The sequence below is a fragment of the Plantibacter sp. MCCC 1A11337 genome (assembly GCF_013349365.1).
Taxonomy (GTDB): domain Bacteria; phylum Actinomycetota; class Actinomycetes; order Actinomycetales; family Microbacteriaceae; genus Plantibacter; species Plantibacter flavus_A.
This window is the reverse complement of sequence record NZ_JABJWX010000003.1, coordinates 73,194-85,759: the sequence shown is the minus strand read 5'-3', so window position 1 is coordinate 85,759 and position 12,566 is coordinate 73,194. Positions and strand designations below refer to the sequence as shown.

At 70.1% G+C, this 12,566-nt stretch carries 13 protein-coding genes; 4 read left to right on the top strand and 9 right to left on the bottom strand.

The window, feature by feature from the left end; all coding sequences use genetic code 11:
• Positions 1 to 41: 41 nt before the first annotated feature.
• The 3 genes from HOW07_RS12240 to HOW07_RS12230 are packed head-to-tail and all read right to left on the bottom strand — an operon-like array spanning position 42 to position 3,690.
• Positions 42 to 1,202 (bottom strand): AMP-binding protein, encoded by a 1,161-nt coding sequence (locus tag HOW07_RS12240; RefSeq protein WP_121292639.1) that lies wholly within the window; start codon positions 1,200 to 1,202, stop codon positions 42 to 44.
• A 57-nt stretch (positions 1,203 to 1,259) separates the two neighbouring features.
• On the bottom strand, positions 1,260 to 2,186 hold the full coding sequence (locus tag HOW07_RS12235; protein WP_064294597.1) for a 1,4-dihydroxy-2-naphthoyl-CoA synthase: 927 nt from the start codon (positions 2,184 to 2,186) through the stop codon (positions 1,260 to 1,262).
• A gap of 16 nt (positions 2,187 to 2,202) precedes the next feature.
• Positions 2,203 to 3,690, bottom strand: coding sequence for a hypothetical protein (locus HOW07_RS12230; protein ID WP_121292637.1), 1,488 nt, complete (start codon positions 3,688 to 3,690; stop codon positions 2,203 to 2,205).
• A 62-nt stretch (positions 3,691 to 3,752) separates the two neighbouring features.
• Between HOW07_RS12230 and HOW07_RS12225 the strand changes: the two genes are divergently transcribed.
• The gene (locus HOW07_RS12225) at positions 3,753 to 4,730 is read left to right on the top strand and encodes an o-succinylbenzoate synthase (RefSeq protein WP_121292635.1); all 978 of its coding nucleotides are present in this window, start codon (positions 3,753 to 3,755) and stop codon (positions 4,728 to 4,730) included.
• Positions 4,731 to 4,766: 36 nt separating this feature from the next.
• On the opposite strand, the gene ccsB is transcribed toward HOW07_RS12225, so the two are convergent.
• From ccsB to HOW07_RS12200, 5 genes are read right to left on the bottom strand one after another with little or no spacing between them, the layout of a single operon-like run.
• A complete protein-coding gene (gene ccsB, locus HOW07_RS12220) occupies positions 4,767 to 5,822 on the bottom strand; it encodes a c-type cytochrome biogenesis protein CcsB (RefSeq protein ID WP_175117294.1) in 1,056 nt (351 codons plus the stop codon).
• Entirely contained in the window at positions 5,819 to 7,483 is a 1,665-nt protein-coding gene (locus HOW07_RS12215; RefSeq protein ID WP_175117292.1) for a cytochrome c biogenesis protein ResB, read from the bottom strand. The genes ccsB and HOW07_RS12215 overlap by 4 nt, the downstream gene beginning before the upstream one ends.
• Entirely contained in the window at positions 7,467 to 8,213 is a 747-nt protein-coding gene (locus HOW07_RS12210) for a cytochrome c biogenesis protein CcdA (protein WP_175117290.1), read from the bottom strand. Before HOW07_RS12210 ends, HOW07_RS12215 begins: the two co-directional genes overlap by 17 nt.
• On the bottom strand, positions 8,210 to 8,818 hold the full coding sequence (locus HOW07_RS12205; RefSeq protein ID WP_121292629.1) for a TlpA disulfide reductase family protein: 609 nt from the start codon (positions 8,816 to 8,818) through the stop codon (positions 8,210 to 8,212). The genes HOW07_RS12210 and HOW07_RS12205 overlap by 4 nt, the downstream gene beginning before the upstream one ends.
• Complete coding sequence (locus HOW07_RS12200) at positions 8,818 to 9,453, bottom strand: histidine phosphatase family protein (RefSeq protein WP_079003291.1); 636 nt, start codon at positions 9,451 to 9,453, stop codon at positions 8,818 to 8,820. Before HOW07_RS12200 ends, HOW07_RS12205 begins: the two co-directional genes overlap by 1 nt.
• An 85-nt stretch (positions 9,454 to 9,538) precedes the next feature.
• Between HOW07_RS12200 and aspS the strand changes: the two genes are divergently transcribed.
• From aspS to HOW07_RS12185, 3 genes are all read left to right on the top strand, one after another.
• Positions 9,539 to 10,879: an aspartate--tRNA(Asn) ligase gene (gene aspS, locus HOW07_RS12195; protein ID WP_064294605.1), complete on the top strand. Its 1,341-nt coding sequence runs from the start codon at positions 9,539 to 9,541 to the stop codon at positions 10,877 to 10,879.
• Positions 10,880 to 10,897: 18 nt separating this feature from the next.
• Positions 10,898 to 11,350 (top strand): flavodoxin domain-containing protein, encoded by a 453-nt coding sequence (locus HOW07_RS12190; protein WP_079003292.1) that lies wholly within the window; start codon positions 10,898 to 10,900, stop codon positions 11,348 to 11,350.
• Between the two features lie 92 nt (positions 11,351 to 11,442).
• Positions 11,443 to 12,219 carry a putative protein N(5)-glutamine methyltransferase gene (locus tag HOW07_RS12185; RefSeq protein WP_175117288.1) on the top strand — a complete coding sequence of 259 codons (777 nt, stop codon included), beginning with the start codon at positions 11,443 to 11,445 and terminating at the stop codon, positions 12,217 to 12,219.
• 17 nt (positions 12,220 to 12,236) lie between these two features.
• Here HOW07_RS12185 and HOW07_RS12180 read toward each other — a convergent pair whose 3' ends face one another.
• Positions 12,237 to 12,545, bottom strand: a complete 309-nt coding sequence (locus tag HOW07_RS12180) for a Dabb family protein (protein WP_064294608.1) — start codon at positions 12,543 to 12,545, stop codon at positions 12,237 to 12,239.
• Positions 12,546 to 12,566: the final 21 nt, after the last annotated feature.

Genomic DNA, 12,566 nt, shown 5'->3' with positions numbered 1-12,566 from the left:
CCGCCTGCAAACCGGCCCTCGCGGTCACGCGGAGGACGGGCTCAACCCAGTCGCGAGCGGAGTGCGACGAGGTCGGGTTTGCCGCTCGCGAGCAGCGGCAGCTCTGCCAGACGGACCAATCGGGCGGGGCGGGCCGGGCGGCCGAGCGCCTCCGCGACCGTGTCCCGCGCGGCCTGGAGCAGTGCGTCGTCCGCCAGATGATCGGCGGGGGTCGCGGCGTCCGTCACGATCACGGACGCCTGACCGAACCGCTCCTCGGCGACGGCGACGACGACGGCCTCGGCCAGCCCCGGCACCGACCGGACGACCGCCTGCACACGGTCGAGGGAGATGTTCACCCCGCCGCTGATGATCACGTTGTCGGCCCGCCCGGTCACCCGGACGACGCCGTCGACGAACTCGGCGGTGTCGCCGGTGCGGTACCACCGTCGGCCGCCGTCGTCCGGGAAGGCGGTCGCCGTGCGGTCCGGTTCGCCGAGGTAGCCCTCGGCGAGCACCGGCCCGGCGAGGAGGAGCTCCCCGTCCGCCAGCCGGGGTTCGACACCGGGGAACGGCACGCCGTCGTAGAGACAGCCGCCGGACGTCTCGCTGGAACCGTAGCTCCGCACGACGCGGATGCCGAGCGCTGCGGACCGCTCGAGCAGCGGAGCGGGGGTGGCCTGTCCCCCGACGAGCAGCCCGGCGAGTCCGGCGAGCGCGTCGCGCACGGAGGTGCTCGTCTCGGCGGCGTCGACGAGCAGGCGCAGCTGCGCCGGCACGAGGGCGACGAAGCCGTCATCGGCGTCGAGCCGCTCGACGAGTCCGCAGAACGCCCGGGCGTCGAACGATCCAGCCGGGGCCTCGATCGGCCTGGTCCCGGCGACGATCGACCGGAGCAGCACATTGACGCCGGCGATGTAGTGCGTCGGGAGCGCCAGGATCCACTGCGACGAACGGCGGTGGGCCTCAGGGCCACCCAGAGCCATCGCGGAACCCGCCGCGCTGGCCAGGAGGGCGTCGGCCGCGAGGGCGACCCGCTTCGGCACACCCGTCGAACCGGAGGTCTCGATCACGAGGGCCACCCGGTCGTCGACCACGGCCGGTGCCGCGGACGATCCGTGTTGCATCGGGAGGACCGCGGGTCCGGAACCGTCGAGCGCCGTCTCCAGGGCCGCGAGCATCGCCGAGGCGGACGCGTCGACGGGGAGCAGCTGACGGGTCATGGATTCAGCGTACGCCGGGTACGTCGGTGCTCCGCCGCCCCCTCGGCGTCTCGGAGCTCAGAACTGCCAGGGGAACGGAGCCCAGTCCGGCTTGCGCTTCTCCAGGAAGGCGTCGCGTCCCTCCACCGCCTCGTCGGTGCCGTACGCGAGGCGGGTGGCCTCGCCTGCGAAGACCTGCTGGCCGACGAGACCGTCGTCGACGGCGTTGAAGGCGAACTTGAGCATGCGGATGGCGGTCGGCGACTTGCCGAGGATGGTGCGGGCCCAGGCGACCCCGGTCTGCTCCAGCTCGGCGTGCGGGACGACCGCGTTGATCGCGCCCGCCTGCAGCGCGCGCTCCGCGTCGTACTCCTGGGCGAGGAAGAACACCTCACGGGCGAACTTCTGGCCCACCTGCTTGGCGAAATACGCGCTCCCGTACCCGGCGTCGAAGGAACCGACGTCGGCGTCGGTCTGCTTGAACCGCGCGTGTTCCCGACTCGCGATCGACAGGTCGCACACGACGCCGAGGGAGTGCCCGCCACCCGCGGACCATCCGGGCACGAGGTTGATGACGACCTTCGGCATGAAGCGGATGAGCCGCTGGACCTCGAGGATGTGCAGGCGGCCGTTGCGCGCGGCGTCGATGCCGCTCGCCGTCTCGTCGTCCGCGGCGTCATCGCTCGCGTACCGGTAGCCGTCGCGACCGCGGATGCGCTGGTCGCCGCCCGAGCAGAACGCCCAGCCGCCGTCCTTCGCGCTCGGACCGTTCCCGGTGAGCAGCACCACACCGACGGTCGGGCTCTGGCGCGCGTGGTCGAGCGCGCGGTACAGCTCGTCGACGGTGTGCGGGCGGAAGGCGTTGCGCACCTCGGGGCGGTCGAACGCGATGCGCACGAAGCCGCCCTCGCGCGCGACGTGGTACGTCAGATCGGTGAGGTCCTCGAACCCCGGTACGACGTCCCAGATCTCCGGGTCGAACAGTTCGGACACTCGATCGCTCATGCGTCCAGCCTAGGCACTACTTCGGCTTGTCGAGGTCCGCGTAGGGCTTGAGCGCCTCCAGGTAGTCGGCGCGGTCCGCCTCCTTCAGGAGCGCGTAGGAGTCGAGGTGCAGCTCGATGCCCTCCGCCGCCATGTCGGAGTAGTCGACGTCGAACTCGCGGTCCTTCGCGACCGTGCCGGCCGAGTCGAGCGTGAGATCGACGATGCTCGTCCGGAAGTCGCCGGCCCCCGTGATGGCGTTGTAGGTGTGCAGATCCCACAGCGCCTGGGTGTCGAGGGTCTCGCCACCGTACCGTTCGGTGAGCTCGCCCGGCTCACGCCAGGAGGACGGCGCGTTCTGCATGTCGAGGTTCGCGATGCCGTAGCGGAGCAGGACCTGTCGGATGAGCTCGACCACCCGCGACTTCTCCTCGAAGGTGCGCACGGTCGTCGTCGTCTGCCACACCGGCGCCGTGTACTCGAAGAGCATGGAGTCCCCGCCGTACCCGTTCTGATCGACTTCCGTCTCGGCGGGCTGTCGCTCCGCCCAGTCGAATCCGAACTCCGCGGTCAACGCCGTCCGGATCTCCGCGAGCATCTCGTCGGACGTCCCGACGAAGTCCTCGTAGCTCGGCCCGTCGAGGGTCTCCTTCGCGTCGACGTAGGCGGACCCAGGGTAGGTGTCCCAGATCGGGTCGTGCTCCTCGTCGCCGCTGCCGCCGGCGGAGGAGCCGTCCCCCGCCCGGTCCGTGGAGAGACCTCCGACCGCCATCGCCGTGGCCGGATTGACGACGAGGAGGAGCACCAGCGCCAGCACGCCCCAGCGGCGCCGCACCTTCCGGCGGATGACGATGACACTCCCGACGAGCAGCACGATCTGCACGACGACGACGAGGGCGAACGCCACGAGGATGGCCCAGGCCCCCTCGCCGGGCCGGTAGCTGACGGCCAGCAGGACGGTGAAGAGCGTCACCGCCACCACCGCGCCGAGCAGGGCGAGCGGGGAGAAGGAGGCGACGACACCCCGACTCCGCGCGCCGGGTTCGTCCAGACCCGTCGGGGATGCACCGGCGGCAGGCGGGTGCGCCGCCGGAGTCCGCTCGCCGTCGTCGGCGGGGATCGCCGCGACCTCCGGTTGCGAGGTGGCCGCGCGCTCCGACGCCTTCCGTCGCCGACGCGACGACGGCTTCCGCGATGCGGGCTCCCGCGGTGTCCGTCGTCCTCGGGACCCCGGACGCCGGAACCTGGCGGTCTCCGCCTCCAGCTCCTCGGGCGCGCGCTCCGGGGCGGCAGGCACTCGCGCGGTCGAGGACGCGGCCACCGGCGGCGCGCCGGGGATCGGCGGGGCGTTCGGATCGCGCGGCTCGCCCGAGGATCCGCCGGGTGCTTCCTCGATCACCGGGGGCACCTCGGCCTCGGGGCTCGGCTCGAAGATCGGCTCGGGCACCGAGAAGGCGGTGGGTTCGTCCGCGGGCACGCTTCGCCGCTCGCCGGGCATCGGCTTGCGTCGGGAGAACAGCGGCACGGGATCGATTGTGTCACGGGCGTCCCGCGACGGCTTCCGACGTCCGGGTGCAGGATGGGGACATGCAAGCGAACCTCGACGACGTCCTCGCCACCGCCCGCGTGGTCTCCATCCCCCTCCGCGTCCGGTTCCGGGGCATCGACACCCGCGAGGCCGTGCTCTTCCGCGGGCCCGCCGGGTGGACGGAGTTCTCCCCCTTCGTCGAGTACGACGACCAGGAGTCGGCCGCGTGGCTCCGGGCCGCCATCGACTTCGGCTGGTCGGACCTCCCACCCCTCCACCGGGATCGCATCCTCGTGAACGCGACGGTTCCGGCCGTGGATGCGGCGGACGTCCCGTCGATCCTCTCCCGCTTCCCGGGCTGCCGCACTGCGAAGGTGAAGGTCGCCGAGCGCGGGCAGGTGCTCGCTGACGACGTCGCGCGCGTCGCCGCCGTCCGGCGGGCCATCGGACCCGAGGGTCGACTCCGTGTGGACGCCAACACCAACTGGAACGTCGACGAGGCCGAACACGCCATCCGCGCCCTCGAACCCTTCGACCTCGAGTACGTCGAGCAGCCGTGCGCGACCGTCGCGGAACTCGCCGAGGTCCGGGAACGGGTCTCCTCCCTGGACGTCGCCATCGCGGCGGACGAGAGCGTCCGCAAAGCCGAGGACCCCCTGGCCGTGGCTCGCGCCGGCGCCGCAGACCTGCTCGTCGTCAAGGCGCAGCCCCTCGGCGGCGTGCACTCCGCGCTCCGCATCGCGGGCGACGCCGGCCTGCCGATCGTCGTCTCGAGCGCGCTGGACACCTCCGTCGGCATCTCCATGGGTGCCCACCTCGCGGCGGCCCTGCCGGAACTCGACTACGACTGCGGGCTCGCCACCACCGCGCTCCTCGGCGGCGACGTGACGACCGCCCCGCTCGATCCCGTGGACGGCGGCATCGCCGTCCGGCGCGTCGAGGTGGACGCCGATCTCCTCGAGCGTTTCACGGCGTCACCGGAGCGCACGGCGTGGTGGCTCGACCGACTCCGCCGCACCCACGCGTTGCTCGGCTAGCCCTTCGACAGGCTCAGGGACCGGTGCGTCGGAGACCTACAGACCGCTGTAGGCGTGCAGACCCTTGAAGAACACGTTCACGACGACGAAGTTGAACATCACGGCGCTGAAGCCGATGATCGCGAGCGTGGCCGCCCGTGATCCGCGCCAGCCGCGCGTCGCCCGGGCGTGGATGTACCCGGCGAAGATCACCCAGATGATGAAGGTCCACACCTCCTTGGTGTCCCAGCCCCAGTATCGACCCCAGGCGCGCTCCGCCCAGATGGCACCGGCCATGAGCGTGAACGTCCAGAAGATGAAGCCGATGATGTTGACGCGGTAGGCGAGGTTCTCGAGACGCTCCGCGCTCGGGAGGGTGAGCAGGAAGCGGAGACGCCCGGAGCCCTGGGCGGGCTGCACGAGCCCGAGCCGACGCTCACGACGCCCCTGCAGGAGCTGCACGACGCTCAACGCGAAGCCGATGGCGAAGAACGCCGTACCGAGGCTCGCGACGAACACGTGGATGACGAGCCACGCCGACTGCAGCGCCGGCGGCAGCGGCACGACCTCGACGTAGAAGTTCGCGGTCGCAAGGCCGAGGAGCACGGTCACGAGGCCGATCACGAAGCTGCCGAGGAACCGGAGGTCCACGCGCGCGATGACCACGAGGAACACCGCGACGATGAGCAGCGTGCCCGTCATCGCGAACTCGTACATGTTCGCCCACGGGACACGACCGGCCGCGATACCGCGCGTCACGTCCGCGACGAGGTGGAGCAGGAACGCGATGACCGTGAGCGAGACCCCGACCCGCAGGCTCGGCGACTTACGCGACGCCTGCTGCTCGGGCTCGTCCGCGGGACGGCGGTTCTTGCGCGGGACACCGTCGCTCGTGACGATCGGTGCGGCGGTCCGCGATGCCGCGGAGGCGAGTGCGCCGACGCGTTCCTCGGCGGCCGCCGACCGTTCCAGCTCGGCCCGCTCGGCCGCGTCGATCGCCGCGGTGACCTCGGCGCTGCGGCGCGCGAGGTCGAACGTGAAGGCGATGAACGCCAGCGCGTAGACGGCGACGGCCGACCAGAGGCAGAGGTTCGAGATTTCGACGAGGGTCACGGGGTGATTCTACCTTCGGGTTCGGACGGGACAGGCGTTGGACTGTGCGCTTCGGCGATAGCCGCGACGGCCGCTTCGAGGCCGGGGTCCTCGCCGCGGGCGAGCCCGGCGTATTCGAGGGAGACGGTGCCGTCGCTCCCGGTCACGGCCTTCACCCAGACGCGGCGTCTGGCGACGAAGAGCGAGGTGATGAGGCCGGACAGGGCGAGGATGGCGAACGCGAGCACCCAGAGCTGGGTCGGGTCGTGGTGCACGTCGAACGAGGCGAACCGCTTGACGGAGCCGGCGTAGTTCTCGGTCGACGGGTTGGCGGCGACGTTGTCGAAGGACACCGTGCCGAGGCCGTCGGGGAGGTCCGTGATCTGGCCAGGCGTGAGTTCGATCGACTCGACGCCGGTGTCGCCGCCCGTGAGCTGCTTCATGTCGTCGACGTCGAGCGCGTAGACCGACTTCGGAGCACCGGCGTTGATACCGAGGTCGCCGGAGTAGACGTTGAGCGTCAGCACCGGGTAGGCGAGGTCGGGGTAGGACGAGAAGAACGGCGGCTTGGACGCGGCCTGCGTCGGATAGAAGAACCCGATCATGCCGAGCTGCTCAGCCAGACCGTCCGGGACCTTGACGATGCCGAGCGAGGTGAGCTGGGCGTCCTGCGGCAGGAACGGGATGGAGTCGCTGAACACGACCTTGCCCTCGGGATCACGGACGGTGATCGTCGGCGCGTAGCCGTTGCCGAGCAGGTAGACGTCGGTGCCCTCGAACCGCAGCGGATCGTTGACCTTGATCGTCGCGTCCTGCGGCTTCCCGCCGGGCGAGGTCGTCGTGACCTTCGCGCGGTAGTCGATCGCCTGACCGTACGCGTCGAGGTTCTCGGTCTCGTAGGTGACGCCGAACTCGTCGAGCGTCAACTTGTAGGGGGCCAGCTCCGACTCGTTGAAGAAGCGGCCGGGGTTGAAGGAGTCGTAGTCGAGCAGGGTGTTGACGAAGGTCTGTCCCTCGACGAGCACGCGCTGACCGGAGAAGCCGAAGCCGCCGCCGAAACCGACCGTCACGAGGATGCCGACGAGGGCCGAGTGGAAGACGAGGTTGCCGGTCTCGCGGAGGAAGCCGCGCTCGGCGGACACCGATGCGGACCCCTCGGCGTCGTAACGCTCGACGCGGTAGCCCTGGCGCTTCAACTGCTTGGTCGCGTCGTCGATGAGCTCGGTGGCGGTCGCGCCGCTGTCGTCGCTGCGACGCTCAAACGCGGAGAGCCGAGACAGGCGCGCGGGCGTCCGCGGCGGGCGGGAGCGCAGGGCGAGCCAGTGGTGCTTCGTCCGCGGGATCACACAGCCGATGAGCGAGATGAACAGCAGCAGGTAGATCGCGGAGAACCAGGCCGAACTGTAGACGTCGAACGCCTGCACCTTGTCGAGGATGGGCGCGAGGTCCGGGTTGTCGGTGAAGTACTGGGTGACGCCGTTCGGGTCGCTCGACCGTTGCGGGACGAGCGATCCGGGCACCGCGGCGATGGCGAGCAGCAGCAGCAGGAAGAGCGCCGTGCGCATGCTCGTGAGCTGACGCCAGAAGAAGCGGAGCCAACCGACGAACCCGAGCTTCGGCTGGTTGACGCCGTCGGCCGGAGCCGGTGCGGCGGAGTCGATGTGATCAGAGGGGCGTGACAAGGCCGCTCATCACCCCCTGCAACGAGTACATCCAAGCGGACCAGAGACCAGACACCATCAACACACCGATCACGATGAGGAGCACGCCGCCGATGATGTTGATCGTGCGGATGTGCCGTTTGAGGAACGCCAACGACCCCGTGACCCAACCGAGTCCGAGCGCGACGAGCAGGAAGGGGATGCCGAGACCGAGGCAGTAGAACAGCCCGAGGAGTGCTCCGCGCCACGCGGAGCCGCCCGAGAGGGAGAGCGCGCTGATCGCGGTGAGCGTCGGGCCGAGGCAGGGCGTCCAGCCGATGGCGAAGACGAAGCCGAGCAGCGGCGCGCCGGCGAGGCCGGTGGCGGGTGCCCAGCGGGTGCGTACCGTGCGCTGCAGCCTGGAGAACTGGCCGATGAAGATGAGCCCCATGAGGATGACGACCGCACCGAGGACGCGGGTGATGACGCCCTCCCACTCGACGAACCAGGCACCGATCGTCCCGACGAATGCCGCGATCGCCACGAACACGACGGTGAAGCCGAGGATGAAGAGACTGACGCCGAGCAACACGCGCCGGCGACCCGCACCGGAGCGCCCTTCCTCCACCGTCGTCATGCCGCCGACGTATCCGAGATAGCCGGGGACGAGCGGCAGGACGCACGGCGAGAGGAAGGACAGCAGACCGGCCGCGATGGCGATCGGGATCGCCACGAGGAGCTGGCCGCCGTAGACGAGCTCGCCGGGGGTCACTCTGGGGCGCTCTCGGCGATCGTGTCGCGGATGAGGGTGTCGAGGATGGTGCGGTCCTGCAGCTGCCCGAGGATGCGTGCGGCGACCCGACCTTGGGCGTCGAGGACGATGGTGGTCGGCACCGCGTTCGGCGGGACGCTGCCCGTGAAGGCGAGCTTCGCCTCCCCGCTGTCGACGTCGAGGATGGAGGGGTAGGTGATGCCGAAGGTGCCGTTGAACGCCTTCGCGGTGTCGGCGGTGTCGCGGACGTTGACCCCGATGAAGGTGGCGCCCTGGTCGGTGTACGCCTCGTTGAGCGCCTGCAGATCCTTCGCCTCCGCGCGGCAGGGTGCGCAGGCGGCGTACCAGAAGTTCACGACCATGACCTGGCCCGCGTGGTCCGCGGAGGAGATCTGCTCGCCGTCCTCGCCGACGCCCGAGAAGCTGATCGACTCGCCACGGTCGTCGAGCGCGACCTCGGTCACGCTGCCGTCGCCCGCGACGTACCCCTTGCTGCTGCCCTCGCGATACTGCTCGGCGAGCGGATCGCTCCCGCACGCCGTGAGCAGGAGCGCCCCGACGGCCAGCACGGCGGCGACGGCGAACGTCCTCGATCTGCGGGCCATCAGACGGCCCCGACATCGGTCGCACCGGACGAGAGACGAGCCGCCGGATCGACGTAGCCGACCTCGACGAAGCCCTGCTCGGTCCGCTCGAAGCTGGTGATGCTCGACAGGGCGCACCGTCGCTTCCGCGGGTCGTGCCGATAGGGCGCCCCGACCACAGAGCTGTGCAGCATCCAGATGGGCAGCTGGTGGCTGACGATGACCACGTCTCCCGACGGCGTCGCGCGCCAGGCGTCCTCGACGGCCGCGGTCATGCGGTTGACGATCGACGCGTACGGCTCACCCCAGCTCGGGCGGGACGGGTTGCGGAGCTTGGGCCAATTGAGCGGGTTCTTCAGGGCGCGGCTCATGCGCTTGCCCTCGAACTCGTTGAACGGTTCGATCACGCGCGGCTCGGAGACGACGGCGAGCCCGAACGCGGCGGCGACCGGCGCGGCGGACTCCTGCGTGCGCTGCAAGGGGGACGCGTAGAGCGCGCCCACCGTGCGGTCGCGGCTCACGAGGTCGTCTGCGGCCGCCTGCGCCATGCGCTCGCCGAGCTCGGACAGTCGGAATGCGGGGAGTCGACCGTAGAGCACACGAGAAGGATTGTGCACCTCGCCGTGACGCACGAGATGGATCTGGTCGGCTACCACCCTCCAAGTGTACGTTTCCCCAAGCTGCGGATTCACCGTGACCTCCGTCCAGGTCGGAGCCACGAGCGACGGCTAAGCTGTCGGGGTGAGTGAACGCGTCGTTGTGAAGAACCTGGCCGCCCTGTCCGACGGTCCCGTCACCGTCTCCGGATGGGTCGAGACCGTCCGCGACCAGAAGAAGGTGCAGTTCGTCGTCCTCCGCGACGAGAGCGGCGCCGTCCAGCTGGTGAACCCGGCCGTCCGCGAGGTCGACCCGGAGGTCGAGGGCTCCGCCGACCGCCTCGCCACCACCGAGGCGATCTCCGCCCTCGCGCACGGCTCCTTCATCACCGTCACCGGCGAGCTCAAGCACGACGAGCGAGTCAAGCTCGGCGGCATCGAGGTCAAGGTCGCCACGCTCGAGGTCGTCACCGCCGCCAACCCCGAGACGCCGATCGCTGCGGACTCCTCGCTCGACAAGCGGCTCGACTGGCGCTTCCTCGACCTGCGCCAGCCGAAGCAGGCACTGATCTTCCGCATCCAGACGACGTTCGAGCACGCACTGCGTCAGTACTGGATCGACAACGACTTCATCGAGATCCACACCCCGAAGCTCATGGCGAGCGCGAGCGAGTCGCGCGCCGAGCTCTTCGAGGTCGACTACTTCGAGGGCAAGGCGTACCTCGCGCAGTCCCCGCAGTTCTTCAAGCAGATGGCGCAGTCCGCCGGCTTCGGCAAGGTGTTCGAGGTCGGACCTGCATTCCGCGCCGACCCGTCGTTCACCAGCCGACATGCGACCGAGTTCACGAGCGTCGACGCCGAGATCAGCTGGATCGAGTCCCACGAGGACGTCATGCAGCTTCACGAGGAGCTCCTCGTCGCCGGCTTCACGGCGGTCAAGGACAAGCACGGCGAGCAGATCTCCGAGCTCTTCGGCATCGAGCTCGAGGTCCCGTCGCGTCCGTTCCCGCGCATCCCGCTGGCCGAGGCCAAGCGCATCGTCGCCGAGCGCGGCTACGAGATCCCCCGCGCCGACGACGACATGGACCCCGAGGGCGAGCGTCAGATCGCGGCCTACGTCAAGGAGACGTTCGGTCACGACTTCGTCTTCCTGACCGACTACGCGTCGAGCATCCGGCCGTTCTACCACATGCGCAACGCCGAGGACGGCTCGCTCACGAACAGCTACGACCTCATCTACAACGGCGTCGAGATCTCCACGGGCGCGCAGCGCGAGCATCGCGTCGACGTCCTCGTCGAGCAGGCCAAGGAGAAGGGTCTGGAGCCCGAGGAGCTCGAGTTCTACCTCGACTTCTTCCGCTACGGCGTCCCGGCGCACGGCGGCTTCGGCATGGGCCTCGCCCGCGTGCTCATGCTCATGCTGCACGAGACCTCCATCCGCGAGGTCACCTACCTGTTCCGCGGCCCGACCCGCCTCGCCCCGTAACCCCGCAAGAAGGACGCCATGCAGATCGTCATCCTGTACGGGACCGAATCCGGCAACGCCGAACGCCTCGCCGGCGACCTCGGCAAGGCCATCGGCTCTCAGCACCAGTGGCGCGTCGTCGACCTCGGCGACGTCGACCCCGCGGAGCTGTCGACCGACGAGATCCACATCTTCATCACGTCGACGTACGGCGACGGCCTCCTCGGTGAGACCGGCCAGATCTTCTACGAGGCGCTCGAGGAGTCCGACGTGGAACTCGACGGGCTCCGGTACGCCATCTTCGGGCTGGGCGACAGCAGCTACGAGGACACGTACAACCAGGGCAGCTCGCTGCTCGACGCCCTGCTCACCGAGCACGGCGCGACCCGGTTCGGTGAGTTCGGTCTGCACGACGACGGCGGGTTCGAGCGCAAGAAGGACGTCGCGCTCGCCTGGCTGCCCGGTGTGCTCGCCGCAGCAGAACAGCTCTGACCACCGCTCTGGTGCGAGCCCGGACGCGACGGTAGCGTGACTCGCACCGACCGTGCGGCGTCCGTCGCAGGTGGGCGAGGGGTGTAGGCCAGATGAACGCGACCGCCGAATCCATGGTCCTGCGCCTTCGTGCGGCGGGGTGCGTCTTCGCCGAGGACGAGGCGGCTCTCCTCCTCGCCGAATCGGAGGATCCGGATCGACTCGAACGGATGGTCGCGGCACGGGTCGCCGGCCGGCCGCTCGAGCATGTCCTCGGCTGGGTCGCGTTCCGGGGCCGCCGGGTTGTCGTCGAGGACGGGGTCTTCGTGCCGAGGCGACGCACCGAGCTCCTGGTCGACGTCGCCCTCCCGCGCCTCCGGAAGGGTTCGGTGGTCGTCGAGCTCTGCTGCGGTGCCGCGGCCGTCGGGAGTGCGCTCCTCACCGAGGCGCCCGGCCCCATCGACGTCTGGGCGTCGGACATCGACCTCGCCGCGGTGGACTGCGCACAGCGCAACCTCGAGCCGCTCGGTGGGCACGCCCTGCGCGGAGACCTGTTCGACGGGCTGCCCGGGGTGCTCGCGGGGCGCGTCGATGTCCTGCTCGCGAACGCCCCCTACGTCCCGACGGCGTCGATGGCGACGATGCCGCCCGAGGCTCGGGAGCACGAGGCCGTGATCGCGCTCGACGGCGGTGCCGACGGGCTCGACGTGCAGCGTCGGATCATCGCGCAGGCCCCGGACTGGCTCGCGCCGACCGGCGCCATCCTGATCGAGACGAGCGAACGTCAGGCTCCCGAGACCGCAACGCTCATGCGGGCGGCGGGCCTCTCGGCGTCGATCGTCCGCGACGACGAGCTCGACGGCACCGTGGCCGTCGGCGTCATGGCCTGAGCCCTGCGGGTGCCGGCTCAGTCGAGCTGGAAGTCGACCGCGGAACGCTCGACCACGAGCTGACGGACGATCTGCACCACGCGCACGTGCTCCGGGTGGACCTGGTAGCGCTCCAGGGCTTCGAGGCTCGGGTAGTCGCCGACCAGCACGACGTCCCAGTTGCTCTCCGGGTAGGCGATGTTGCGCCCGACCTGGAGGCGCTCGATGTCGTCCGGCATGAACCCGGCGAGTGCCTCGAGTTCGGACTGCATCGTGGCGAACGCCGCGTCGCGTTCGGCCTCGTCCGTTGCTGCCAGCTTCCAGCTGACGATGTGGCGGATGGTCACTGGGCCCCCAAGGGTCGATGT